Consider the following 26,743-nt stretch of genomic DNA (forward strand, 5'->3'; position numbering starts at 1 on the left):
TTCATATTTTCCGTTTTGATGCGACAAAAGTAAACTATTCATTTAAAGCATCCAAATATTTATCATGAAAAGTTTATTTTTTCTTTCATTTTCTCATTTTATTGAAATACAAGCTCTCATTTCAGCAACTTCCATATCGCTCCTTCTATAGTAACGGTAATATTTCTTCCGGTTCTACATCACAATGGTGGAAATACATCTCTTTTTCAGCCTTCTCTTTCGGAAAAGTAAAATAAATGCAGGTAGCTTCTGTACAGAGTTCCCCCTGACTATTGTATAAACGCGCTTCTATAACAGCAATATTGCGCTTTTGCTCGCTAAGGAAAGCACGCAATACAACGTGAGTGTCGTTTATGGATATAGATTTGCGAAAGCGAGTCTCCATCCTGGAAGTCACCCCACCAGTCTGTAATTTGCGAAACACTACCCAACCACAGATTTCATCCAGTAACACAGACTGAATACCACCATGCAAAGTATTCAACCACCCTTGGTATTCCGGGCGTGGTTTCCAGATGCTTACTATCTCATTACCATCCTCATAAAATTCCATTCTCACACCAGCTTCATTGTCAGGAGAACAACCGAAGCAATTGTAACCTTCCATATTTTTCCATGGATTGATAATCTTCTTCATGACAGTTTTTAATTAGTTCTTTTTTCACGCATATATGAACGATGTCCGTATATGATAATCACAATAAAACAAATTAAAGGCAATATAAACGAAAGATTTACAGCAGGCATTCCCAATAATATATGCCGGTCAATAATACTCGCTTGAAGTGGTGGCAAAATCGATCCGCCTAAAATAGCCATAATCAATCCTGCAGCTCCAAATTTAGCATCGTCCCCCAATCCTTGCAGAGCAATTCCGTAAATAGTAGGAAACATCAGCGACATACAAGCAGAAATCCCAACGAGACAATACATGCCCCATATATTTTGCAGGCAAATAACCCCGATTGTAAACATCAGTGCTGCAACGGCCAATATTTTCAACAATAATCCCGGACTGAGATAGCGTAGAATAAAAGTACAGACAAAACGACTGATACAGAAAATTATCATTGCAATAATGTTGTATTCCTGTGACAATACCTCCGCAGCTTTTTCTTCCATTCCTCCATCCATAAACAAACGTGTACCGTATTGTATGATAAAAGTCCAGCACATGATCTGGGCTCCGACATAAAAGAATTGGGCTATGACTCCTTCCCGATAATGCTTGATACAAAAAATTCGTTTCAAGGTAGGAATAAAGTTTATGTTATGAGACTGATCTGCATTTTTAGGCATCTTCATCATTCTGATCAGTAGGAGCATTACCAAAACAACAATGCCAATGATGAGATACGGTGCAATCAATACACCCAAATCAGAATCACGTACCAATTCAAACTCAGCAGTTGACAATCCACTACGTTCAGCCGTATCCATCGGATCCAATCTATTCTGAATAAAATTCATTGCCACGTACATTCCAAGTAGAGATCCCATCGGATTGAAAGACTGAGCCAAATTCAACCGACGAGTAGCAGTTTCCTCTGTCCCCATTGACAGGATATAAGGATTACAACTCGTTTCGAGAAAAGACAATCCACACGTCAAGATGAAATAAGCAATCAAAAATGGATAATAACTACCTATCAGCATAGCAGGAAAAAACAGAAAAGCACCAAGCGCATACATGCCTAATCCCAAGAGTACCCCTGCTTTATATGAAAACTTACGAATAAACATAGCTGCCGGAAAAGCCATTGCAAAATAACCGCCATAGAAAGCAACTTGCACCAGAGCGCCGTCTGTGACACTCATACGAAAAATTTTAGAAAAAGCTTTCACCATCGGATTAGTTATGTCATTAGCAAATCCCCAAAGGGAAAAACAGCTTGTTATCAATATAAAAGGTATCAGATAGCTTATGCCATCCTTACTTAAAATAGAAGTTTTTTTTGTGTTATTCATGGATCAAAAGACTCTTTTAGTTATTTATCATACAAATGGAACATACGCTCCATAGGCTGCCATTTTTCTGCCGACGTGCTGCCAGGCTCTGTTGATTGAAAAACAGCCATATAATCTTCCCATTCCTGCTGACGGGGCAAAGCAGCAAGGCGCTCCATTGCTTCATTCCAATTGAAATCCAAAGGAGTCTCAACTATCATAAATAGCCGGGAGCCCGAAATATAAATCTCCATTTCAAGAATTCCAACTTCACGGATACCAGCCAATATCTCAGGCCAAATGTTCGTTTGGTCATGGCGACGACGATATTCCGCTATCAGCGCAGGATTATCTCGCAAGTCCAATGTCCGGCAATAACGTTCTACCGGTTGATTATATTCCTTAACACGATAACTTTTGAAAGTTGATTCCATTATTTTCTATTCTTTTTGAATGATTTCTTTTATTTCACTCCTGTCTTTTATCTCACCTTTGGCCAATGCCTGCACAAGAATGTTACCTATTGCGGTAGCTTCTGCCGGTCCGGCATATACCGGAATACCCAGTGTTTCAGAGGTAAGGCGGTTAAGCAACCGATTACGACATCCTCCTCCTACAATATGCAATTGCTCTACCGGGGTAGGAAGTAAATTGTTCATTTGTTCAATACTACGTTTATATCGCTGTGCCAACGACTGCAACACACACCGCACATACTCTCCTTGCGAAACAGGTATCTGACAACCATGCTTACAACAATAAGTTGCAATAGCGTTTTCCATATCCGCCGGATTCTGGAAGACTTTATCATCAACATCTATCACTGAAGTTATGTCCGTTTGCTCGGCAGCAGTAACCAAAAACTCATAATCGGTTTCCTCTCCCCGTTCCTTCCATTGAGCAATAAGTCTCTGTAACATCCATAATCCAGTAATATTCTGTAAGAAACAAATTTTACCTCCTACGCCACCTTCATTTGTAAAACCTGCTCTTCGTGCTTTTTCAGAAAGAATGGGTTGCTGCACTTCAACGCCCAACAACGACCATGTACCTGAACTTAAAAAGGCTTTATGTTTACTGTCCGTTGCAGGAACTGCAAAGATAGCGCTTGCTGTATCATGCGACCCTACTGCAATCACATCCACTTCCTCCGACAATCCCAATTCTTCCCGAATTCCCGGCTTCAATTCTCCACGTATAGTTCCCGGCATCACGATCTCACCAAAAAGATGCCGAGGCAAATCCAATTTATCAATCAAATTATAGTTCCAGTCACATGTACGAGCATTCAGCAACTCTGAGGTAGAAGCAATGCTATACTCATTATTGGCAACTCCAGTAAGATAATAACTCAAAAGATCAGGTATAAATAACAGTCTGTCAGCAACCTTCAATTGCACATCACCACTTTTCTTCATACTGTAAAGTTGAAAAAGTGTATTAATGGCCATAACTTGAATACCTGCTTCGGCATAATGCTCGGACAAAGCAGAAGCGTCAAAAAGCTCCTCAGGTAACCCATCGGTACGTACATCACGATAACAAACAGGGTTTCCCAACAAATTTCCATCCTTGTCAATCAAGCCAAAATCTACTCCCCAGGTATCAATGCCGATACTTTTAATAGAATACCCTTTCAGGACCGCTTGCCGAAGTCCATTCTTCATTTCCTCAAACAGAAATAAAAAATCCCAATAGACATGATTTCCCATGTGCACCTGCCTGTTAGGGAAACGATAGACTTCTTCCAGTGTCAGAACTCCTTGATAGATGGAACCGGCCATCACCCGACCGCTTCCACCACCAAGGTCTATAGCTAAATAAGTACCCATCAATGTGTTTTTTTACCTAATATATATGTATCCAAGTCATCGATTTCTTCCGAAGTAAGTACAGTATAGTCACCTCCGGAAAGCACAATGATACGACAAGCCATCTCAAAAAACATAGCGCGCTCAAAGGCTTGGTCAAAATCTTTTCCACATACCACTTGTCCATGTTTCAACAGTAAAACCGAGTTATGCCCTTTCATGGCTTCGATTACGGCAGCAGCCAATTCGGGTGATCCAGGACGATAGTAAGGAATCACCGGAATTTCACGCCCCACATGGCATGGAATTTCAGCGGTAACATTGAAGTTTATGGGTGTTTCTTTCATACAAGCCACGGCTGTAGCGTAGCGAGACTGAAAGTGTAGCACTACATTCACGTCAGGACGCTCTCTCATCACACCCATATGAAAACCACTCTCCATGGAAGGCTTCACACCATTCAACACCTCTCCAGTAGCCAACTTACAAACAGCGACTTTCTCTTTCGGCAAGGAAGGGACCCATGATCCTGTACCTGATAGCAATACATCCTCGCCAACACGCCAAGAAATATTACCGCTACTACAGACAGTAAGGTCAGCATCCCCCACTCTGTGAGCCTGCCTCAAAAACTCTTCAATATGTAAATCCATTATCATAATGCTTTCTTATAAAGTTCAAGAATCAATTCTTTATTCACTTCGCGCGGATTACCAGGTGTACACACATCGGCAAAAGCGGCGGTGGTCAAGCGTTCAAGGTCTTCAGGCTTAATACCAAGTTCTGATAAGTGTTGTGGTATGCCCACACGGACAGCCAATGCTTTAACGGTATCAACAGCAGCCTTTGCCGCTTCTTCCTTACTCATGCCTGGTCTATAAACATTCATCGCTTTTGCAATATCCACATATTTGTCAAGTACCATAGGCGCATTGAATTCCATCACAATAGGCAGTAACAAAGCATTAGCCACACCATGAGGAACATCGAAAATGGCCCCTAAAGGATGAGCCATACCATGCACCAACCCTAAACCAACATTAGAAAAAGCCATTCCTGCAATATATTGAGCCACAGCCATACCATTTCGAGCTTCTGCATTTGACGGTTCGTTGACGGCAGTTTCCAAATAGCGGCTGATCATTTCAATAGCCTTAATCTCAAACATATCACTCATTTCCCAAGCACCTTTGGTTATCAAACCTTCGATAGCATGAGTCAAAGCATCAAGACCGGTAGATGCCGTCAAGCTTTTGGGCAAAGTGTACATCAATTCAGCATCAACAATAGCTACTACCGGAATATCATTAGGATCAACACAAACCATTTTCTTCTCGTTCGCTTCATCGGTAATCACATAATTGATCGTAACCTCAGCCGCTGTTCCTGCCGTCGTAGGAAGAGCAATGATAGGCACTGATTTCCTCTTTGTATCGGCCACACCCTCCAATGAAACTACATCGCTGAATTCCGGATTATTAGTGATGATTCCGACAGCTTTTGCCGTATCCATTGAAGAACCTCCACCAATAGCAATGATGAAGTCCGCCCCAGATGCAGCAAAAGCTTTAACTCCCGCATTAACATTTCCTACCGTAGGATTAGGTTTTATTTCACTGAATACCTCATAGGGAATATCGGCGTCCCTCAACACAGTCAGCACTTTGTCAGCCACTCCAAACTTAATGAGGTCTTTATCAGTGGCAACAAAAGCCTTATGTAACCCCAAACGAGCAATTTCCTTTGGAAGAACTTCACGCGCTCCTGGCCCGAAATAGGATACTTCGTTTAAAATAAATCTATTGACCATGAATATTGATTTTAGAGTATTCAAATCATTTATAAACAGGTCCATAAGTGGCACAAGCCCTATAATCAGCACCTTCTTTATTCATACCAAACGCATTCCAAGCAGCCGGACGGAAAATATCCTTATCCTCTACATTATGCATGCAAACAGGAATACGAAGCATGGAAGCCAATGTTATCAAATCAGCGCCAATGTGTCCATAACTGATAGCTCCATGATTGGCTCCCCAGTTATTCATCACGCTATATACATCTTTGAAAGCATCTTTTTTCGGATCCAGGCGTGGAGTAAACCATGTAGTGGGCCAAGTACGGTCTGTACGTTCATTCAACACTTTATGAATTGTCGGATCAATATCAACCGTCCATCCTTCAGCTATCTGAAGCACCGGGCCAAGTCCTTTCACTAAATTAGTACGAATCATCGTAACAGGCATTCCACCTTTAGACAGGAAATTACTGGAGTATCCTCCTCCACGGAAATAATCACGATTGGCAGGATACCATGTAGTAGCTTTCAGACAAGCTTCCACATCTTTTTCAGTCATCTCCCAAGCTTGCTTCATCACAGGTTTTCCTTCTGCGTCAAGACTTTGTCCGGAACCATCGAGAGTAGTAGCTCCTGAATTGATAAGATGAATGATACCATTTTTAGCATCGCCGGTCAACTCCATACCGGTGACACGCTTCACTGCCTCCGGACTCCAATATGTACGAACATCACTGAATATTTGAGCACGATGGGTCAGCAAATGAGCAAACAACATGGAAACTCCGTTCAAAGCATCATTCTCCGTAGCTACGACAAAAGCCTCACGAATGCCATTCCAGTCAAATGATGTATTAAGTAAAGCTTCAGAGAAATCTCCGTTCGGCTTCCAATCCGTCCATTGGCGCTGTCCCTGGAATCCGGCAGCAATGGCATTATGTCCCAAAGCTTCTTCCTTAAATCCCATCTCGCGTAGTTTCGGATTTCCAATCATCAAGTCACGCATAATGATAGTCATCTTCACTACAAACTCCCAATCTTTATCTTTGCCGGCTCTGTCCTTTACTTTGGCAACCGAATTAAAATCTTCTCCTTCGTTGGACTTACAATATTTTTCAGTCCAAGCCATGGCCTTTTCAAATTCTTCATGATCATAAATACCTTCATCCATACGGCGCAAGATTTCAGTTTCATCTACACTTTCATTCCTCATGCCGAGATATTCCTGAAAGAAATCCGGGTTAACGATTGAACCGGCTATGCCCATAGCCACACTACCGAAGCTTAGATAGCTTTTCCCTCTCATCGTAGCCATTGCCATGGCAGCACGCGCAAAACGCAGAATTTTTTCGGCCACATCCACCGGAATGGTATTGTCTGAAAGATCTTGGACATCATGTCCATAAATACCATAAGCAGGAAGGCCTTTCTGAGCATGGGCAGCCAACACTGCGGCCAAATAAACAGCTCCTGGACGTTCTGTCCCATTAAATCCCCATACAGCTTTCGGCCAATACGGATTCATATCCATTGTTTCTGAACCGTAACACCAACAAGAAGTTACAGAAATGGTAGCTCCCACACCTTCACGTTCAAACTTCTCAGCACAAGCAGCACTTTCCGCCACACGTCCAATAGTAGAATCAGCAATAACACACTCCACTGGCGAGCCATCACCATTCTTTAAATTAGAAGATATTAAATCGGCTACAGCTTTAGCCAATCCCATTGTTTTTTCTTCAAGACTTTCGCGGACACCGCCCTGACGACCATCAATAGTAGGACGAATCCCAATTTTCGGATACTTTTTCATATTTTCCTATTTAGTTAATAAAAGTAATATATCATGCTGAACTATGCTGAATTCTGCTCATAAAAAGTTATAGAGAACCTCTTAAATGAACTTCTGTCGGCAAGTAAATTTGTACAGATTTACCCGTAAGAATAAAATCGGCAGTCATTGTACCCATTTTATTCCAATCAATGCTCATAACTGTTATACCCTTGTCAATCACCTCATAAGCCGGTGTATCATTGTAGGCTATCAATCCAAAATCCATACCACAAACAAGTCCGGCATTACGGCTTTTCTTAATGATTTCTACTACATCCACTTGGCGAATGGCAATGTAAACTACACTGTAATGTACATCCAATTCATCCATATTTTCTACAATGTCATAATTCAGATGATAGTCTGTGCAATATTGTTCAAAATACCTGCAAGTATCTTTGGGATGCTTACTCTCTTTTGTAAAATACAGTACAATCTTATGATAACGCTGCAATCTCTCAGACAATTGGACCATTGCCTGATAAAAAGATTCGCCAAAATCTTGACAGATATAAGAAAATTCCTTCTTGTCAAATCTTCCAAAATCAAGCAGCAACAGACGAGATGAATCTATTTTATACAAATAAGGAGAAAACTTTTCATTATCAAAGTTCATCACCACATACTTGTTATATTTACCTATAGATTCACGAAGTATAGTGTTAAATAATGCCTCATTGTACTGATGAAACCAAAGATCAACTTTATACTTAGTTGAAAGACGCTTTACAAAACTATTATAAAGCCTATCTTTGAAAGGAGAATATTCATCAAGTAGTAATAAAATATTTTTCTGCCTATTAGCCACAAAATAACCTTTGCCGGGAGTAGAATCAATTATTCCACGTTCTTTCAAATCAATAAAAGCTTTAAATACTGTATCTCTGGACACTTTGTACTCATGACTTAACTGATTTATGGAAGGCAAAGCGCTTTCCATCTTATATTTACCCATTGAGATATCACTGCTTATCAGGTCGGCCAATTGCTTAACCTTTGTCATCTGTTGTCCAAAAATCACTTTCATGCTAAAAATAGTTCAACTGATTACTATAAGTATAAAAGGCTCTCTAACTATGCTGAGCCATCCCGGTGCAAAGAAAGATAATTTATTTATTATCAAGAAGAAATCATATCATGTTTTACAACATATTATCATAGTATCAGCATATTACCATTATATCTTCACCGGAAATTTAAACAAAAAACGAACCTCGCCCACATACTCTGTATCAAGCGATACGCTTCCGTACATCAAGAGAGCTATTTGCTTATAGATATTCAATCCCAATCCCATTCCCGACTTAAAACTGTCTAATTTCTCAAAACGTTGAAAAATCGCCTCACGCATCTCCGGTTGAAATGTGTTAAGACCTGCCCCACTCTTTACTCATCGGTACGAATTACCAACTGTCCATAAACAGGTGAAGGTTCAAAAGTCAGCGACACACCAAATGCAACGCAAGACTGTACAGAAGAAACAACCGTATGACATAATCCATTTATCTCTACATATTCATTCTTCAGTGTATAGTTTCCACTTTCCAACTTAGCCAAATCCAAGACATCATTGATTAAAGCAAGCAAATAAGAAGCATTTTCACGGGTAATTCTCTGAAAATTACTTCTCTCTACCTCTGAAAACATATTCACACTATCACTGCTGAATATATCCGTGAATCTCACTATTGCATTAAGAGGTGTCCGAATTTCATGACTCATATTTTGAAGAAACGCTGATTTTAGACGATCGGCCTGTTCAGCCTTCTTTCGCGCTTCCTCCGCAGCATCTTGTTCGACACGTAACCGCCTGATAGTCCGGCGACGCACAATGGCATAAATCACCGAAAATAAAGACAGGATTGCCAACAGAATAAGTGCAAAAATCATCCTGAATTCTTTAGCATGTGTTTCCAATTTCGTGTTTTCAGCCATCAGATACGCATTGTTATAACACGCTACCATATCAGCAAACACATCCAGCCCAAAAATTGTACGGATAGAATCATTATACTGATATTTCCTTTTACAAAAAAACAGAAGCAAAAAATTGAACTTCTCATTTAGATGTAACAATAACCTATCAACCATGTCAAGTAGAGATTCTCAGTTTTTCAGCAATTTCCATATTCTTCAGGCCTTCAAAACGGCTCATTAAGAATACCTCACGGCAACGTTTTAGCAATTTTTCCATGACAACTTTTATTTGTTCTTGAAGTTCGTCATAAAGCAGCCTTTCATCAGTCTGATATTTGAAATCCGCATGATAAAGGCGTTCTTCTCCATCAAATTTTGCCAAATATTCAAGTTTATGCTTTTCTACGATACAAAAATGCTTCAGATGATTCAAACAAGCATTACGAACCATTGCAAAAAGTAGAGAAGTAATAGAAAGCGAAGAAAGTAAATTACGCTTCTCCCAAAATTTCAGGAAGCATTCCTGAACAATGTCATGCGCAGTTTCCCTATCTTCGACAAAACGTGTCGCATAGCCTGTCAACCGGGGATAATAACTTTTAAAAGGGCGCTCAAAGGCCTGCTCATCACCTTTCCTTATCGCTTCTAAAAGAGAAATATCGTTCGGCAACACGATGAAACCAAGTGCATTTTCTATGCCCTATACACTTCAACAACCAACGTACCTCCCTTATTATATTGTTCATGCTCAAGATACGAGTAAGTTTGCCGTACAACTTACGCCAAAATCAAGTTCGTCAAGAGTATCGGTATGTGCAGAATCCTATAAAAAGAAAAGCGAAGATATTATTAACTTTTTTTAGCCAGTAAGCAGTAAAGAGAAATTAAGAATGCACTGTCTTTAATAGAAATAACGAAGGAAACAAACTAAAGATAAAGGAATGTGCTCATGAAGAAAATTTTATTATTAACAATGGTAGTGGCATTCGCTGCATGCAATAAGACAGTACAGAATAATTATGTGATTGCAGGAACAGCAGAAGGTAGTAATGACGGAGATACAATTTATTTAGCCATCCCGACAAGAACGCGTATTGATACGACAACTATTACTGATGGAAAATTTAAATTTAAAGGTGTTGTCGATTCCATCACTTACGGTTATCTGATGCTCGGATCTTCCGAAGATGAGTTGGAAATGAGTGCAATAGTATTAGTGGAAAAAGGCAATATTACAGTACAGATGAGGCAAAAAGGCAGCCGAGTATCCGGTACGGAAAATAATGATAAACTTTATGCCATTACCGACAAGCTGAACCCACTGAAGATGAAAATTCGTGAAGCATCACAAAAACTGATAGAAAACAAATCCAATGTCGATGAAAAAACAATATTGGCAATTATGCAACCACTCACAGATGAATATAATGCGGCATTTGAAAAAGCCATCAACGAAAATAAAAATTCTATCATAGAAGATATGATAAAAGCTATATATGGAAAGGAGAACTCCGTTGACTACCCAACAACAATAAAAGAAAGCCGTAAAAGAAAGATAGAGCAGCAGAATACAGCTATCGGTAAGATGTTTGCTGATTTTACAATTGAGAACGGTACATTAGATGGTAAGAAGGTTTCACTTAGTAATTATGTAGGCAAAGGCAAGTATATACTTGTTGACTTTTGGGCTTCATGGTGCGGTCCCTGCCGCGCAGAGATACCTAACATCAAGAAGGCTTACGAAAAGTACAAAGGCAAGAATTTCGATGTGTTAAGTGTAGCCGTTTGGGACGAACGCAATGCCACATTAAAAGCAATCAAAGAAGAAAAGCTGCAATGGAACCAGATAATCGACGGTGGAGATATACCGACTGAAATATATGGAATAGAGGGAATTCCGACAATTATACTTTTCGCTCCTGACGGTACAGTTGCTGCCCGTGATATTCGGGGCGAAGAAATTTCACAGACATTAATGGACATTCTTGAAAAACAACCAAAAAAATAAAAGCAGAAAGCAATGGTATGCAATACTGTGTAACTTACAGAGATATGGGACAACAAGTGGCAAAGAGAATGAAAGGAGTACGAAAGGGATATAAAATTACAAGTTTAAACAAACAATAACCAAGTGAATGCTTCTCCAAATAAGAGCGAAGTGACCTCAACGAAGCGGATATAGACTCTTGCACCGTATTGACTGAGATGCCCAACGTTTCGACTATTTCTCTTTATGAGATATTTGTTGCTCACGGCTCATAGCAAATATTTCACGCTGACGAGATGTCAGCCGTTGCATAGCTCCGGAGATAAGCGACCTCAAATCGTTCGCCAATATTTTTTCCTCGTATCATTGCTATAATCCGCAGCATGTGGCAGAATTTGTTCTTTCAAGAACAAGTACATGCTCATCTCTAAGAACTTCTGTTGCATACATATAGTGATTTCAGATTTCACTTTTGTGCAATTACCCTTAAATGTTCTTCTATCCTCTGAAAAAAAGAGGCCAGATGCGAACCGTCCACAAAGGCGTGATTCACATAGATGGAGAGAGGAAAGACCAACCGTCCTTCACGGTTGACTACTTTTCCTGATGTCATTAAAGGCCAACTGCAAGCATTACCAACTTCAGCCAATGTATATGTAGTAGCCGTGAAATACATCTTGGGGACAGCACTCAAATGTACCACATCATAGTCCCCTTGGGCTATCAGTTCTTTCTCAGCACCATAAGGATCACCATCCACCGGAATATTGGTTATCAAAGCATGGGCTTCAGCATAAAAATGCCTGAAGTCTTCATGATAAGGAATACGTACTGTATAGAAAGTTTTTCCAGGGACAGCAATCGGAGAAATTATATCTACCTGATCATGAAAGATTATTTGCCCGTTCTTATCCATGCGATAACGCAGTTCATCTACCTCATTGGCCGAACGCACCACAGCATAAAGGTAATAAAGGAAAAAAGAACATCCCACAGCTCTGGCAGCGGCACTTGCTTCTGTACAATCAATCTCCGTAGTGACAGAGTACCACGAATTTGCAAAACCGCGGAAAAATTCATAATTGTCACGGCGCTCCCAATTTTCAATATCAATGATGTGTTTCATATATAAATAAAAATTCAACAGGCTCTTTTCGTTCCCTTTCTCATTAGGAAGAACAGAAAAGAGCCTGTTATCTATTATTTCTCTTTTTTATAATTTTTCAATCCTGTTTGCAGGAAGTCTATATACTTCGGAATATCTTCATCGTAAGAGTAAGACTTGTTAAGCGGCTTTCCTTCATTATCTATCAGCACATAGAAAGGTTGTGCGTTGGCCCCGAATTTAACACGCTGCAAATAGCTCCACTTATCACCTACCGTACGCAAGGTGCGTTCCGTACCATTTTCCATGATTTTCACCGGAGAGGGAAGTGGAGTCTTATTATCAACATAGAGAGTGATAAGTACATAATCATTATTAATAATGTCACTTACTTTCGAGTCCGTCCATACAGCAAGCTCCATTTTACGGCAATTTACGCAACCGTAACCAGTGAAGTCCAGCATTACGGGCTTACCATGCTGACGGGCATATTCCATTCCGAGATCATAATCATCGAATTTGGCGTGTACCTCATTGTTATATAGATTGAAATCTTGAGTCTGCATAGGAGGAGCAAAAGCACTGACAGCCTTCAATGGTGCTCCCCACAGACCGGGAACCATATAAACGGCAAATGCCAGTGAAGCCATTGCCATGAAGAAACGGGGCACACTGACCTTTGTATTATCATCATCGTGAGGAAATTTGATTTTACCCAACAAATAGAAACCGAGCAATGCAAACAGTACAATCCACAGAGCAAGGAATGTTTCACGATCGAGTATGCGCCAGCCATAAGCCAAATCAGCAACAGAAAGGAACTTCAAAGCAAACGCCAATTCCAGAAAACCAAGTGTGACCTTGATAACATTCATCCAGCCCCCCGATTTGGGCATTGACTTCAACCAAGAAGGGAACAATGCAAATAAAGTGAACGGCAATGCCAAAGCAATGGCAAAGCCCAACATACCGATGGCCGGAGCCACTACACTTCCTGTTGTAGAAACTTGCACCAAAAGGAAACCGATAATGGGACCTGTACACGAGAATGAAACCAACGACAAAGTAAATGCCATCAAGAATATACTCAGTAATCCCCCCGTGGCTTCAGCTTTGCTATCTACTGCCGTACTCCATTTGGAAGGCAATGTAATCTCAAATGCCCCGAAGAAAGAAGCCGCAAATACAATCAGCATCAGGCAAAACAAGATATTGAATACAGCGTTCGTGGAAAGTGCATTCAATGCACTGGCCCCGAAAATAAGAGTAATTGCCAAGCCTAATGTCACATAGATTACCACAATGGATGCACCGTATGTCCATGCGTCACGAATTCCCTTCTTCTTATCCTTACTGCGTTTCAAGAAGAAACTGACAGTCATCGGAATGATAGGCCATACGCAAGGAGTGAACAACGCCAACAATCCTCCGACAAATCCGGTAATAAAGATGTAAACCCACGACATATCTTCCTGAGAAGTTGTCTCCCCCAAAGTTTTCAGCTCATTAATGACCGGCTTCCAAAGATCCGTCTCTTTTCCTGAATCAATCTTGCCGGAAACATCTGTACCACTGCCAACAGATGCCGTATCAACAACAACTTCCTGTTGGGCAGGCTGATAGTCTGTCTCAATTTCCGCCCCGCCTGCTCTTGCCGTACCTTCACCCTTGCCGGATAATTTAAACGGAACCTGAGTAGGCGGTAGGCAATTTTCATCATTACAAGCACCATATTCCAGATAACCCTCTATCTGATACGTACCACCTATCAGCTTTATTTTTTGTACAAATTTAGCAGTATTCTCAAAATAGCGCACTTTCATCTCGAACAATTTATCAAAAGAAGCGATTTCCTTTCCCATCGGTTTCAATTTACCAAGCAGTTCAGCTCCAGAAAGTTTATCGACATTAAAAGTTGCTGAAATAGGACCGCCATCACCCAAATCCGTGGAATAGACATGCCAACCTTTTTCAATGGTTGCGGAAAAAACCACTTCCGCTTCACCAGCCGATAAAGTCTTCAGTTCAGACTTAAATTTAACCGGCTCATGTATTTGTGCCTGTGCCACCATGGTAAGAAGCAACAGTAAAACAGAAAAAATGCTTTTCTTCATGTCGTTTTAATATATTAATTAATAAAATAAAAGCTGGCTATTACACTTCATAATCCACACAAGCACGATTTTCCTTCACATTGGCAATCAACCTGCCTGCCGCTACATGATCCGGATGAGTAGCATAGAATTTTATATCATCCAAAGTATCGAACTCGCTATAAAGTGCAATGCTCCAAGTTTCACCCGGATTGATGTTGAGTCCTACTTCAATCTTGCGAATAACGGAGATTTTAGAAGGAAGTGCTTCAATAGCCTCCTTAAAATTATTCATTGCCACTAACTTTTCGTCAGCAGAAGCATTGTCTTTAAGCTTAAATAATACAATGTGCTTTATCATAACTTTGTTATTTAAATGATTTATGTCTATATTTGTCAGCCGAACAGGCTGTCTAACAGTTGCAAAAATACTTGTTTTGTTTTAAATATACACATAAACGGATGTTAATAATAGGAATTGCAGGTGGAACTGGATCGGGAAAGACCACCGTTGTACGTAAAATCATTGAAAGCCTCCCGAACGGCGAAGTGGTATTGTTGCCGCAAGACTCTTATTATAAAGATAGTAGCCACGTTCCCGTAGAAGAGCGACAGAACATTAATTTCGACCACCCGGATGCATTTGAGTGGAGCCTCCTCTCCAAGCATGTCGCCATATTGCGTGAAGGGAAAAGCATCGAACAACCCACCTATTCTTATCTGACTTGCACCCGCCAGCCCGAAACCATTCATATCGAACCAAGAGAAGTTATCATCATTGAAGGGATTCTTGCCTTATGCGACAAAAAACTGCGCAGCATGATGGATCTCAAAATATTCGTCGATGCAGACCCGGACGAACGGCTGATCCGCGTAATACAACGTGACATAATAGAACGCGGACGCACTGCCGAAGCAGTGATGGAGCGTTACACCCGCGTTTTGAAACCCATGCATCAGCAATTCATAGAACCTTGCAAGCGTTATGCCGACCTTATAATTCCAGAAGGTGGAAACAACCAAGTGGCAATTGATATATTAACCATGTATATCAAGAAACATTTACGATAACCGATTATCAAGATATATGCCAATTGTCAAGCGTCATTTTTTTATCGCAATAATTTTGCTGCTTTGCTGCATTTGGGGATGCCGTGGAGGTCATCGTGCGGAAGATGAAAAAACCAATGATGACTTGCAACAGATAAAAGATAGTGGAGAATTGGTTGTATTAACATTATACAGTTCCACTTCTTATTTCATTTACCGAGGACAAGACATGGGATTTCAGTACGAACTGAGCGAACAGTTTGCCAAAAACATGGGCGTGAAATTGCGCGTGGAAGTTGCAAAAACGGTACATGAACTGATAGAAAAGCTATCGGCTGGTAAAGGAGATCTGATTGCTTATAACCTGCCCATTACGAAAGAATGGAAAGACAGCCTGATTTATTGCGGAGAAGAGGTCATCACCCACCAAGTAATCGTTCAGCGCATTGACGGACGCTCCAAACCCTTGAAAGATGTGACTGAACTTATAGGAAAAGACATATATGTAAAGCCCGGAAAATATTATGACCGGCTGACAAATCTGGATGAAGAATTAGGAGGTGGCATCCACATCCATAAAGTCACGGACGACAGCATCAGCGTAGAAGATTTGATAATGCAGGTATCGCAAGGCAAAATTCCCTATACCGTAGCAGACAATGATGTAGCACAACTCAATACCACTTATTATTCCAACCTGAATACCGGTTTGTCCATCAGCTTTGACCAACGCGCATCATGGGCTGTCCGTAAAGACTGCCCGCTACTGGCTGCCGCTGCCGACAAGTGGCATAAAGAAAATATGACTTCACCGGCCTACACGGCCAGCATGAAGCGATATTTCGAAATCAGCAAAGCTATTCCCCACTCACCTATCCTTTCTTTGCGTGAAGGGAAAATTTCTCACTATGACAAACTATTCAAGAAATATGCTCCGGAGATTGGCTGGGACTGGCGTTTGCTTGCCTCTCTTGCCTATACGGAATCAAACTTTGATACCAATGCCATATCGTGGGCAGGAGCCAAAGGATTGATGCAACTGATGCCTGCCACGGCAAAAGCCATGGGAGTACCAGCAGGAAAAGAGCAAGATCCGGAAGAAAGCATCAAAGCCGCCATAAAATATATAGCTGCTACTGCCAAAAGTTTCGCACAAGTGCCCACAGAAGAACGTATCAATTTTATACTGGCATCTTATAATTCAGGAATCGGACACATTCTGGATGCCATGGCTTTGGCTGAAAAATATGGAAAGAACAAATACGTATGGCGCGATAATGTAGAAAATTTCATCCTGCTGAAAAGCAATGAAGAGTATTTTACCGATCCAGTCTGTAAAAACGGTTATTTCCGTGGAATAGAAACTTATAATTTCGTGAGGGATATAACATCACGATTTGAACAATATAAAAAGAAAATTAAGGGATAAAGTCACAAATCCTCAAGAGAATACTATCCGTATTTTTTGTTAAACTTATCTAAAAAAACACCGTTAGAATATATATCTACGTATTCGTGTTCTATATTTGTAGAATAATAAAAACAATACGTAGAGCAAAGAAACTTAAATGTAGAACATATTATATAAACTATATGAAACTATCAAAAGCAGAAGAGCAGCTAATGGATATTATCTGGAAAAATAAAAAGATTTTTTTCAAAGAGATTATCGATAATTATCCTGAACCCAAACCCGCATCAACCACTGTAGCCACTCTCTTGAAGAGAATGCAAGACAAAAATGTCATTGGCTATAAGTTATTCGGCAATTCCCGCCAATACTATCCGCTGATAAAGAAAGAGGAGTATTTCTCAAAAGGATTGAAAGAAATCATTCAAAACTATTTCAATAATTCGTCATTGCAATTTGCATCATTCTTTACTCAAAACAGTAATATGACAGCCGACGAACTTGAAGATTTAAAGAATATTGTAGAACAAGAATTAAACAAGAAAAAGAAATGATAATTTCCTTCATTGTAAAATCAATATGCTGTATGCTGTTCTTTTGGATAATCTATCATTTCCTGATAGAAAAAGAAAGTATGCTCAAGTTCAAAAGATATTTTCTCTTGGCAGTCTTAGTATTCTCCATACTTATACCTTTTATCAGCACTCCCCATACTTTAAAGTTTACTCCTTCAATAGACGGAATAGCAGAGAGGTATATCAGCAAACCATCAATGCGGCAATCGCTCCCCAACGCACCTATTTCTGAAGCAGAAGATTTCTCAAATGAAATAAATCTGAAAGAAAACCGTCTGCAAAGTATCAATGATACCTCATCAGAACCGGGAAACATGTGGGGAAGAATAATTATCGGAATATATATCCTTGTGACATCCCTGCTACTAATACGTTTCATCTACAATCTGTCTTGCCTGCTAAAGTTAACACAAAAAGGCATTGCCATAAAATACGAGCAAAGCAATCTTATTATCATAGAGACGCTAAAGAGTTCCTTCAGTTTTTTCAATTATATATTCATTTCAAAGAGCGATTACCAAGACAATAGTCTTAAAAGCAAAATATTGATTCATGAGTTGATTCACGTTAAGCAAAAACATTCGGCCGATGTGTTGTTTACGGAATTATTAATTACTTTCTTCTGGTTCAACCCCGTTCTTTATCTGTACAGAAGGACAATAAAACTCAATCATGAGTTTCTGGCTGACAAAGGAGTAATTGATAATACGAAGGACATCTCTGCCTATCAAATGATATTGATAGGCAAAGCATCCAATCGTTGCAACTTCTCATTAACAAGTAGTTTAACTTACTCAATTACTAAAAAACGATTAATTATGATGACAAAGACAACTTCCAGAAGTCGTTATCTTATCAAGATAGCAGCTTTAATCCCAACTTTTCTGATTGCCGGTAACGTATTCTCTACAGAAACTGTTACCGAGGATGCCATTGAACCTATATCTGCTTTCGTCACGAACGAGCAACCTTCTCCAAACATGGATACCATCATTATACCCGAAAGCGGAGTTTCCCAAGCAGAGATGGAGCAATACTCAAACATTGTATCCAAATACTTTGATAAAATTGCAGAAGACGGAAAATTTATATGGAAATCAAAGGAAATATCTAAGGATGATCTCAAAACACTATTTCCTCTTTATATCCGTATGACTAAAGAACAACGGAAACTGCATTATATTCACATCATATCCCCTCTAAATCCGTGGAAATTACGAAGCCCGAATGTGGACGAATGGAAAGGCTGTACGAACGACAAAAACAAACGGATATTCCTCGACGGTAAAGAAATAGACAGGGAAAAGATTAAAAACTACAGTCGCAGAAGTATTGTATGCTTTTTCGTAGCAAAGGAGTCTCTCATCAATGATGAGAGCGAAAGGACATCTTATCTGTGGACCAAAGAAGGATATGATGAATATATCCGAAAATATGGCAAACAGATATCACTTTCCCAACTATTCAGTGTTCATCCGCAGACCTGGTTTCGCATGACGACAAGAAAAGAAGCTAAAACAGATTCAACTTATTTTTCTTTGCTTCTTCCAAAGAAACCGTAGAGACTTGTCTCTCTCCATTCTTCTCACGTAGTTGCCGATATTTTGTGGATAAATCTTCCACCAACTCTTCTTTCTGCTTCGGGTTCATCAAGCGTGCCGCCACAGTCGCATTCTGAGAGGCATCCTTCAGATGAATTACCGGAGCATGATAGACCGAAGCAATCTTTAACGCCGTGTGAAGTTGCGAGGTGGTAGCTCCACCTATCAATAAAGGTATATCCAAACCGGCTTTTTCCAATTCGATGGCCACATGTACCATTTCATCCAATGAAGGAGTTATCAAACCACTAAGTCCGATCATATCCACTTTTTCTTCAATCGCATGTTGCACGATGGTTTCTGCCGGAACCATCACACCAAGATCTATTATCTCATAACCATTACATGCCATTACAACAGAAACAATATTCTTGCCGATATCATGAACATCTCCTTTCACCGTAGCAAGCAGCACCCTTCCGGCGGAAGTCGAGTCTTCCTTTCTCTCGGATTCAATAACAGGCTGAAGAATAGCAACCGCCTTTTTCATAGTCCGGGCTGTTTTCACCACCTGCGGCAAAAACATCTTCCCGGCGCCGAAAAGATCGCCGACATGATTCATACCAGCCATTAACGGTCCTTCAATAATGTCCACAGCCTTAGGATATTGCTCCAAAGCCTGTGCAAGATCCTCATCCAGATAATCAATAATGCCTTTGGTCAAAGCATACTTCAACCGATCTTCTACCGTTGAGTTCTCACGCCATGAAAGTTGGGAATTTACAGGCTGTACATTGCCCGTACCCGATGCCTTGGCAGCATCCGCCTCCGCTTTTAAACGCTCGGCGGTTTCTATCAGACGTTCGGCGGCATCCGGACGACGATTCAATACCACATCCTCAAGACGTTCCAATATATCGGCCGGAATATCCGTATAAAGTACGGAAGTAGCAGGATTGACTATTCCCATATCCATTCCTTCGCGAATGGCGTAATATAGGAATACGGCATGCATGGCTTCACGGATGTAATTGTTGCCACGGAATGAAAATGAAAGATTGCTGACACCACCACTTACATGCGCACCGGGCAAGTTTTTCCTTATCCAACCGACAGCATTGATAAAATCGACCGCATAGTTATTGTGCTCATCCATACCGGTAGCTACGGCAAGTATATTCGGGTCAAAGATTATATCGTGAGGATTGAATTTGACCTTATCCACCAAAAGGCGATAAGCCCGTTCACAGACTTCAATCTTACGTTCGTATGTATCCGCCTGACCTTTCTCATCGAAAGCCATCACCACGGCAGCAGCGCCATACTCTCTGACAGTACGGGCATGTTCCAGAAAATTCTCCTCACCTTCTTTCAAAGAAATAGAGTTGACAATCGACTTGCCCTGCAAGCATTTCAGGCCGGCAACAATAACCTCCCATTTAGAAGAGTCAATCATGACCGGAACCCTGGCTATCTCAGGTTCTGACGCTACAAGATTAAGAAAAGTGGTCATCTCAGCCCGTGCATCCAACAAACCGTCGTCCATATTGATATCTATGACTTGCGCACCATCTTCCACCTGCTGACGGGCTATACTAAGAGCCTCATCATACTTCTTTTCATTGATCAGACGCAGAAATTTGCGCGAACCGGCAACGTTACAGCGTTCACCAACATTCACAAAATTGTTTTCCGGTTTCACCTCCAGAAGTTCAAGTCCGGAAAGCCAAAGATTATCTGGGGCCGAAGCCGGCACATGGGGAACCACACCTGCAACCAAGGCAGAATATTCAGCAATATAAGCATCAGTAGTTCCGCAGCAGCCTCCAATGATATTTACCAGCCCCTCACGAATGTATTCTCTTATTTCATGCGCCATATCAGCAGGAGTCTGATCATACTTTCCCAAGCTATTCGGCAATCCCGCATTAGGATAAGCGCTGATATAATAAGGAGCACGACATGCAAATTGTTCCAAGAAAGGTTTTAGCTGACGAGCCCCAAATGAACAGTTCAATCCGACGGAGAAAATATCGGCATGCTGTACAGAGGCAAGAAATGCTTCCAAAGTTTGCCCGGAAAGAGTACGTCCGGCAGTATCGGATACGGTAACAGAGAGCATTAAAGGCACATGCTTTCCCGTTGCTTTCATCGCTTGTTCCGCAGCCCAAATAGCTGCTTTCGCATTCAATGTATCAAAGATGGTTTCTATCAACAGCGCATCCACTCCACCTTGTAATAATGCTTCCATTTGCTCGCAATAATCGGCTGCAAGCTCATCATAGGTCAAAGCACGAAACGCCGGATTATTCACATCAGGGCTCATGGAACAGGTTTTGTTCGTAGGCCCTACAGAGCCTGCTACAAAACGAGGTTTATCGGGAGTAAGAGAAGTAAACTCATCGGCAATTTCACGTGCCAGTCTTACAGCAGCAAAATTTATTTCACGTACATACTCCTGTACATGATAATCGGCCATACTGACACGAGTGGAGTTAAAGGTGTTAGTCTCAATAATATCCGCACCTGCTGCCAGATACTTACGGTGAATATCCTGTATCACATCCGGACGAGTCAGACAAAGTAAGTCATTATTACCCTTCAACTGTCCCTGAATATCCGAAAAGCGCTCACCCCGGAAGTCTTTTTCCTCTAAGTTATACTGTTGTATCATAGTACCCATAGCACCGTCCAGAATGAGGATGCGCTCATGCACTATTTTTTCTATAGAAGCCATACTTATCATTTTTTGAACATCCGTGCCATGTCACGTTTGTCCTCTTTTTCCTTTAAAGACTGCCGCTTGTCATATTCCTTTTTACCTTTGGCAAGGGCTACCACAACCTTTGCCAATCCTTTTTCATTGATAAACATACGTACAGGAACTATTGTAAAACCTGGGCTCTTCGTTTCACGTGCCAATTTATCCAGTTCTTTTTTATTCAACAGTAATTTACGCTCCCTGCGTGCATTGTGGTTATTGTACGAGCCATAGAAGTATTCGGCAATATGCATATTTTTCACCCACAGTTCACCGTTGGCAAAATAACAGAACGTATCGACAAGACTTGCTTTTCCCAAACGGATCGATTTAATCTCCGTGCCTGTGAGTACGATACCCGCCGTATAGGTATCTATCAGTTCGTAATCAAACGTGGCACGCTTGTTTTTAATATTTACAGGAGCTTGTTTCATAAATTAATTCATCAGTTCAGCACAATCGTCAGTTTATTGAATATCCACTCAATGACCAACGGACATACTATTAACAAAATAGAAGAAAGAACAGTAAATCGCAAGCGATCTTTTTCTGACATTTGCATCATTTTCACGCTTCCTTCCCACACCACATAGACAACATAAAATTGAAGTAATAATGCTATAATGCTGAAATCAGGCAATATGCCGATAATAATCTTCAGCAAAAACACCACTACCAATGAATAACCCGCAAATTGTTGTGTCAACGGTATGTCACTACCCATTCTGAACATACGGACACGCAACCCGTTGATAAAATAGGCAGCCAAGAAATATCCTCCAAACAAAGATACCGCCACTGCGCAGCATCGCGTCATGGCATACTGAAAACTTTGTGGTTCTCCCCACCCCATAGCCACCAAAGAGCCAATGAAGACGGACAAGCCGCATAAACCAATCATTGGATAGACAAAAGCCGTAAACACCTTTCGCCTATCCTCTAAACTAATTTCCTCCCAAGCGTGAGCCGGAGAGGAAATCAGTAAAAGGGCTATATGAAATAAGTCTTTGTAATTCAATATCATTTAAATGTATATGTCCAACTTTGAGTTGTAGCGCCCTCAGTCGCTATCAAAGAGTTTGATTGAGAGTTCGTCTGTGCTTCAACTCTTATCTTGGTCGGCTTATTGCCTGTTTTACTTTCAAAAGCAGACATTGCTTCACTCAAGCTATATGCCTTGCCTGTAATATATCCCCAAACATTACGCGTTACAGTTTCCGTATCACTGTCACTTACAACATGATTGACCGTCAATACCAATTCCGTATCTCCCGACTTCAAATCAGCTAAGTTATATGTAACCACAATAGCATGCTTAGCAATTTCTTTGGTCATTGCATCTTGTGTGCTTTCTGATTTATACCAGAAAAATGGTGTAACAAACAGATAACTATAAGATCCAAATGTATAGACAGCCGGATCGACAGACGAAGAATAACCATTAAGAGATATATTTCCAGACAATACATACAATGGAGCATTGGCAGTAGTCGGCATATAAGCAGCATTAAACGGCCCCTCAGTAGCTTTGGCGTTGAGTTGTGTTGGCTCATTACCGTTATATAAAGCTACTGTATAAGATGTGCCTTCGGTAGATTGTCCCTCGGGAACAGTATAATAAAAGCTATAAATTCCACCTTCTGTAAAAGTAGTCGAGGAACCGGATAATTTCAACTGTTTTCCATCAACAGTCATGAACGTAGGAGGATATGAGGAAATACATCTTCCTATAACCGCATTATAAGAAGGTGTGTTATCTGATGAATTCAGACAAGAAGTTAGAGTAACGCCCATCAGCAAAGTCAAGGCAACCATCAAGAATTTTAATTGTTTCATTTTCCTTATAAATATTAGAGTTCGCAAATTTAGATAAAAGAATTGAGTAATAAAGCACCCGCTTCGTTTTTTCATTGTTTTTAAGACTAAATGAAAGATTAAGCTAAATACTGCACAGCCAACACTATTTTAACATCTATTTAATAGAAAACAGTTTAGATACTTCATCTTTCTTTTGTTCTGATTCTCTTTTCTTCCGCATCTGCTCCCTATCTGCTCCGTGTCTATAGAGAGCAAAGATACAAGGAGCAGATACGGAGAAGGTAGGGAGAAGGTAGGGAGAAATCATGAAGCAGATGCAAATGTTCTGTTTTTCGGATTCTGCATTACACAATTCGCGCAAACAGGTCCAAATGCTCATCTACATATCCGGCTACCAATGCCGTATATTCTTCTTCTTTTTCTAAAAATTCCTCCTCCAATCCGTCAAATACCTCATACTGTTCGTACATAGCCATGAATTCTTCGTCAGTGCGCTCACGTTCCAAGTCCTCGCAATGCTCGTCATAAATCTTTTTTGCCGCATATACCAGTTTGCTCAAATCTCCAACTCCCCAAAGACGCATCACTTTGGCGAAAGGATTGGCAAAAATATAGCTTCCATAGCCATTCTGTATCAATTGACAAAAGCCACCTTCCATGACCTCATCCCGGAATATCTGATAAGCGAGCAGCGAATGCTGCTCACCTGTAAGCAGAGGCATGGTATCGGCTGTCAATTTTCCGCCTGTCACCTCTTGATATCTGTCGGTAAAGACTTTAATAAATGCATCCATCCCCTCGCTTGCCGATCGGCGCAAGTCTGTATCTGTTACTTCTATCATAAACTTACTTCTATTGATTATGCCACAAAGTTAAAGCTTTGGGTTAATAATTATACATAGAAAGACAGAATATCTACAAAAATATATCGAAAAGCAAGTATTTTTGCTGTACCAACCAAAACATCAGAACCATAAAACAAATTCTTCATCCGGATATTGCTTTTACTGTTATGCAGTTGTTCTTCCGATAATACGAAAGCACTACAAAACAGTGAAAACTGCAAGTCCATCACAGTCTGCACCGCCTCCGAACCGACCGATGCTCTGAAGAAGAGAGAAGCACTGTGATCTCCCCCACCACCGCGACATAGAACACAAAGGAATCCGAATAACTGCAAACTCTACTTTACATTCCACCAAAATGGCACAAGCTATTACTCATTTTTAATAAAAAAGTCAAATCAGACGGTTGGCAGAAAGCAATAAAACCACTAACTTTGCAACCGACTAATAAAAGTGGAATTACGTTTTTTAAATTATATCACTTAAAAAAAGAGCTAATTATGACTTATTCACACGAAGTGGAACACATGTGTGTTGTGAAGAAAGGTCCTAACCACGGACCGGCTCCTATTCCCGAAGAAGGTAAATGGGTAAAAGCTAAAGAAATTGTTGACATCTCTGGTTTGACACACGGCATCGGCTGGTGTGCCCCCCAGCAAGGTGCATGTAAATTAACCCTCAACGTGAAGAACGGCGTTATCGAAGAATGTCTGGTTGAGACTATCGGTTGCTCCGGCATGACTCACTCTGCTGCCATGGCATCAGAAATCCTTCCGGGAAAGACCATTCTCGAAGCACTGAACACCGACCTTGTTTGCGACGCTATCAATACAGCAATGCGCGAGCTTTTCCTGCAAATCGTTTACGGACGTACTCAGTCGGCTTTCTCAGAAGGCGGTCTGATTATCGGCGCAGGTCTGGAAGACTTAGGTAAAGGGCTTATCAGCCAGACAGGTACTCTGTATGGAACAAAAGTGAAAGGTACTCGCTACCTGCAACTGACCGAAGGTTACATCACCAAGATGTTCCTCGACAAGAATGACGAAGTTTGCGGATACGAATTCGTCCACATGGGCAAATTCATGGATGCCATCAAGAAAGGTGTTCCTGCCGACGAAGCTCTGAAGAGTGTTACCGGTACTTACGGACGTACGAAGCCGGAACAGGGAATTGTTAAATCTATTGACCCACGTAAAGAATAAAAGGAGGATCCAGAATATGATTAGAGAAGTAAAATTTGAAAGTCAAGACCGCCGCATGAAGCAGATTATCGCTGCTTTGAATGAGAACGGCATCGCTTCTATCGAAGAAGCCAACGAAATCTGCGAAAAGGCAGGTTTGGATCCCTACAAGACCTGCGAAGAAACGCAGATGATCTGTTTTGAGAATGCCAAATGGGCTTACGTAGTAGGCTGTGCCATCGCTTTGAAGAAAGGCTGCAAGGTTGCTGCCGATGCCGCCGAAGCTATCGGTCTGGGTTTGCAAGCATTCTGCATTCCGGGTTCAGTAGCCGATGACCGCAAAGTAGGTTTAGGCCATGGCAATCTGGCTGCACGTCTGTTGCGCGAAGAGACCAAATGTTTCGCCTTCCTTGCCGGTCACGAGTCATTCGCTGCTGCCGAAGGTGCAATCAAGATTGCTGCCAAAGCAGACAAGGTACGTAAAGAACCTTTGCGTTGTATCTTGAACGGTTTGGGCAAAGACGCTGCACAGATTATCTCCCGTATCAACGGTTTCACATATGTTCAGACTCAATTCGACTATTACACAGGCGAATTGAAAGTTGTTCAGGAAATCGCTTACAGTGACGGTCCTCGCGCCAAAGTAAAATGCTATGGAGCCGATGACGTTCGCGAAGGTGTAGCTATCATGTGGAAAGAAGGCGTAGATGTTTCTATCACAGGTAACTCTACCAATCCGACTCGTTTCCAGCACCCGGTTGCAGGTACTTACAAGAAAGAGCGCACATTGGCCGGTAAACCTTATTTTTCAGTAGCATCAGGTGGTGGTACAGGTCGCACGCTTCACCCGGACAACATGGCCGCCGGCCCTGCTTCTTACGGCATGACTGACACTATGGGCCGTATGCACTCTGACGCTCAGTTCGCTGGTTCTTCATCAGTTCCTGCTCACGTGGAAATGATGGGATTCCTCGGTATCGGTAACAACCCGATGGTAGGATGTACAGTAGCTTGTGCAGTTGACGTGGCTCAGGCTTTGAGCAAGTAATTTAAGTTACTCTATATAGAT

General features: G+C 41.1%; 25 protein-coding genes and 3 pseudogenes. 8 read left to right on the top strand and 20 right to left on the bottom strand.

Translation table 11 applies throughout. The annotated features are described in order from the left end of the window. Positions 1-145: 145 nt before the first annotated feature. From BACHE_RS14730 to BACHE_RS14775, 11 genes and pseudogenes are all read right to left on the bottom strand, one after another. A complete protein-coding gene (locus tag BACHE_RS14730) occupies positions 146-637 on the bottom strand; it encodes a PaaI family thioesterase (RefSeq protein ID WP_013548510.1) in 492 nt (163 codons plus the stop codon). 8 nt (positions 638-645) lie between these two features. Next, positions 646-1,968 carry an L-fucose:H+ symporter permease gene (fucP, locus tag BACHE_RS14735; RefSeq protein WP_013548511.1) on the bottom strand — a complete coding sequence of 441 codons (1,323 nt, stop codon included), beginning with the start codon at positions 1,966-1,968 and terminating at the stop codon, positions 646-648. Positions 1,969-1,988: 20 nt separating this feature from the next. Next, positions 1,989-2,381 (bottom strand): L-rhamnose mutarotase, encoded by a 393-nt coding sequence (locus BACHE_RS14740; RefSeq protein ID WP_013548512.1) that lies wholly within the window; start codon positions 2,379-2,381, stop codon positions 1,989-1,991. A 6-nt stretch (positions 2,382-2,387) separates the two neighbouring features. After that, positions 2,388-3,779 carry a rhamnulokinase gene (locus BACHE_RS14745; protein ID WP_013548513.1) on the bottom strand — a complete coding sequence of 464 codons (1,392 nt, stop codon included), beginning with the start codon at positions 3,777-3,779 and terminating at the stop codon, positions 2,388-2,390. Continuing rightward, positions 3,779-4,417 carry a class II aldolase/adducin family protein gene (locus BACHE_RS14750; protein ID WP_041579470.1) on the bottom strand — a complete coding sequence of 213 codons (639 nt, stop codon included), beginning with the start codon at positions 4,415-4,417 and terminating at the stop codon, positions 3,779-3,781. Before BACHE_RS14750 ends, BACHE_RS14745 begins: the two co-directional genes overlap by 1 nt. After that, on the bottom strand, positions 4,414-5,568 hold the full coding sequence (gene fucO / locus BACHE_RS14755) for a lactaldehyde reductase (protein ID WP_013548515.1): 1,155 nt from the start codon (positions 5,566-5,568) through the stop codon (positions 4,414-4,416). The genes BACHE_RS14750 and fucO overlap by 4 nt, the downstream gene beginning before the upstream one ends. A gap of 25 nt (positions 5,569-5,593) precedes the next feature. Further along, positions 5,594-7,369, bottom strand: a complete 1,776-nt coding sequence (fucI, locus tag BACHE_RS14760; protein ID WP_013548516.1) for an L-fucose isomerase — start codon at positions 7,367-7,369, stop codon at positions 5,594-5,596. 67 nt (positions 7,370-7,436) lie between these two features. Then, positions 7,437-8,417, bottom strand: a complete 981-nt coding sequence (locus BACHE_RS14765; RefSeq protein ID WP_013548517.1) for a GntR family transcriptional regulator — start codon at positions 8,415-8,417, stop codon at positions 7,437-7,439. A gap of 150 nt (positions 8,418-8,567) precedes the next feature. Further along, positions 8,568-8,741: a HAMP domain-containing histidine kinase gene (locus BACHE_RS17645; RefSeq protein WP_187289274.1), complete on the bottom strand. Its 174-nt coding sequence runs from the start codon at positions 8,739-8,741 to the stop codon at positions 8,568-8,570. A gap of 35 nt (positions 8,742-8,776) precedes the next feature. Next, positions 8,777-9,325 carry a sensor histidine kinase gene (locus BACHE_RS14770; protein WP_187289275.1) on the bottom strand — a complete coding sequence of 183 codons (549 nt, stop codon included), beginning with the start codon at positions 9,323-9,325 and terminating at the stop codon, positions 8,777-8,779. Between the two features lie 160 nt (positions 9,326-9,485). Continuing rightward, positions 9,486-9,983 (bottom strand): annotated as a pseudogene (locus tag BACHE_RS14775) (RNA polymerase sigma-70 factor); the annotation flags it as partial. Positions 9,984-10,256: 273 nt separating this feature from the next. On the opposite strand from BACHE_RS14775, the gene BACHE_RS16715 reads away from it, so the two are divergent. Continuing rightward, on the top strand, positions 10,257-11,315 hold the full coding sequence (locus BACHE_RS16715) for a TlpA disulfide reductase family protein (protein WP_013548519.1): 1,059 nt from the start codon (positions 10,257-10,259) through the stop codon (positions 11,313-11,315). Positions 11,316-11,349: 34 nt separating this feature from the next. Here the strand turns inward: BACHE_RS16715 and BACHE_RS18020 are convergent. The 4 genes and pseudogenes from BACHE_RS18020 to BACHE_RS14795 all read right to left on the bottom strand — a co-directional run. Continuing rightward, a pseudogene (locus BACHE_RS18020) lies at positions 11,350-11,701 on the bottom strand (sigma factor-like helix-turn-helix DNA-binding protein); the annotation flags it as partial. 59 nt (positions 11,702-11,760) lie between these two features. Continuing rightward, entirely contained in the window at positions 11,761-12,420 is a 660-nt protein-coding gene (locus BACHE_RS14785; RefSeq protein ID WP_013548521.1) for a CatA-like O-acetyltransferase, read from the bottom strand. 74 nt (positions 12,421-12,494) lie between these two features. Beyond that, positions 12,495-14,513, bottom strand: coding sequence for a protein-disulfide reductase DsbD family protein (locus BACHE_RS14790; RefSeq protein ID WP_013548522.1), 2,019 nt, complete (start codon positions 14,511-14,513; stop codon positions 12,495-12,497). Between the two features lie 40 nt (positions 14,514-14,553). Continuing rightward, positions 14,554-14,853 (bottom strand): Dabb family protein, encoded by a 300-nt coding sequence (locus tag BACHE_RS14795; RefSeq protein ID WP_013548523.1) that lies wholly within the window; start codon positions 14,851-14,853, stop codon positions 14,554-14,556. A 101-nt stretch (positions 14,854-14,954) separates the two neighbouring features. On the opposite strand from BACHE_RS14795, the gene udk reads away from it, so the two are divergent. From udk to BACHE_RS17885, 5 genes and pseudogenes are all read left to right on the top strand, one after another. Beyond that, a complete protein-coding gene (udk, locus tag BACHE_RS14800; protein ID WP_013548524.1) occupies positions 14,955-15,563 on the top strand; it encodes a uridine kinase in 609 nt (202 codons plus the stop codon). A gap of 16 nt (positions 15,564-15,579) precedes the next feature. Beyond that, on the top strand, positions 15,580-16,971 hold the full coding sequence (locus tag BACHE_RS14805) for an MltF family protein (protein WP_013548525.1): 1,392 nt from the start codon (positions 15,580-15,582) through the stop codon (positions 16,969-16,971). 164 nt (positions 16,972-17,135) lie between these two features. Then, a complete protein-coding gene (locus tag BACHE_RS14810) occupies positions 17,136-17,507 on the top strand; it encodes a BlaI/MecI/CopY family transcriptional regulator (RefSeq protein ID WP_013548526.1) in 372 nt (123 codons plus the stop codon). A 32-nt stretch (positions 17,508-17,539) separates the two neighbouring features. Next, positions 17,540-18,289, top strand: a pseudogene (locus BACHE_RS18100) (M56 family metallopeptidase); the annotation flags it as partial. A 57-nt stretch (positions 18,290-18,346) separates the two neighbouring features. Further along, positions 18,347-19,090 carry a hypothetical protein gene (locus BACHE_RS17885; protein WP_245530900.1) on the top strand — a complete coding sequence of 248 codons (744 nt, stop codon included), beginning with the start codon at positions 18,347-18,349 and terminating at the stop codon, positions 19,088-19,090. On the opposite strand, the gene metH is transcribed toward BACHE_RS17885, so the two are convergent. From metH to BACHE_RS14840, 5 genes are all read right to left on the bottom strand, one after another. After that, positions 19,041-21,806, bottom strand: coding sequence for a methionine synthase (gene metH, locus BACHE_RS14820; RefSeq protein ID WP_013548528.1), 2,766 nt, complete (start codon positions 21,804-21,806; stop codon positions 19,041-19,043). The two genes, BACHE_RS17885 and metH, sit on opposite strands and share 50 nt — an antisense overlap. 5 nt (positions 21,807-21,811) lie before the next feature. After that, a complete protein-coding gene (gene smpB, locus BACHE_RS14825; RefSeq protein WP_013548529.1) occupies positions 21,812-22,264 on the bottom strand; it encodes an SsrA-binding protein in 453 nt (150 codons plus the stop codon). Positions 22,265-22,275: 11 nt separating this feature from the next. Then, complete coding sequence (locus BACHE_RS14830; protein ID WP_041579901.1) at positions 22,276-22,848, bottom strand: Yip1 family protein; 573 nt, start codon at positions 22,846-22,848, stop codon at positions 22,276-22,278. Positions 22,849-22,850: 2 nt separating this feature from the next. After that, positions 22,851-23,666: a hypothetical protein gene (locus tag BACHE_RS14835; RefSeq protein WP_013548531.1), complete on the bottom strand. Its 816-nt coding sequence runs from the start codon at positions 23,664-23,666 to the stop codon at positions 22,851-22,853. Positions 23,667-23,992: 326 nt separating this feature from the next. Further along, the gene (locus BACHE_RS14840; protein ID WP_013548532.1) at positions 23,993-24,490 is read right to left on the bottom strand and encodes a DMP19 family protein; all 498 of its coding nucleotides are present in this window, start codon (positions 24,488-24,490) and stop codon (positions 23,993-23,995) included. A 503-nt stretch (positions 24,491-24,993) separates the two neighbouring features. Between BACHE_RS14840 and BACHE_RS14850 the strand changes: the two genes are divergently transcribed. Then, complete coding sequence (locus BACHE_RS14850; protein ID WP_013548533.1) at positions 24,994-25,695, top strand: iron-sulfur cluster assembly scaffold protein; 702 nt, start codon at positions 24,994-24,996, stop codon at positions 25,693-25,695. Between the two features lie 16 nt (positions 25,696-25,711). Beyond that, positions 25,712-26,722, top strand: coding sequence for a GGGtGRT protein (locus tag BACHE_RS14855; protein WP_013548534.1), 1,011 nt, complete (start codon positions 25,712-25,714; stop codon positions 26,720-26,722). Positions 26,723-26,743: the final 21 nt, after the last annotated feature.

It is taken from the genome of Bacteroides helcogenes P 36-108, assembly GCF_000186225.1.
In the GTDB taxonomy this organism is placed as follows: domain Bacteria; phylum Bacteroidota; class Bacteroidia; order Bacteroidales; family Bacteroidaceae; genus Bacteroides; species Bacteroides helcogenes.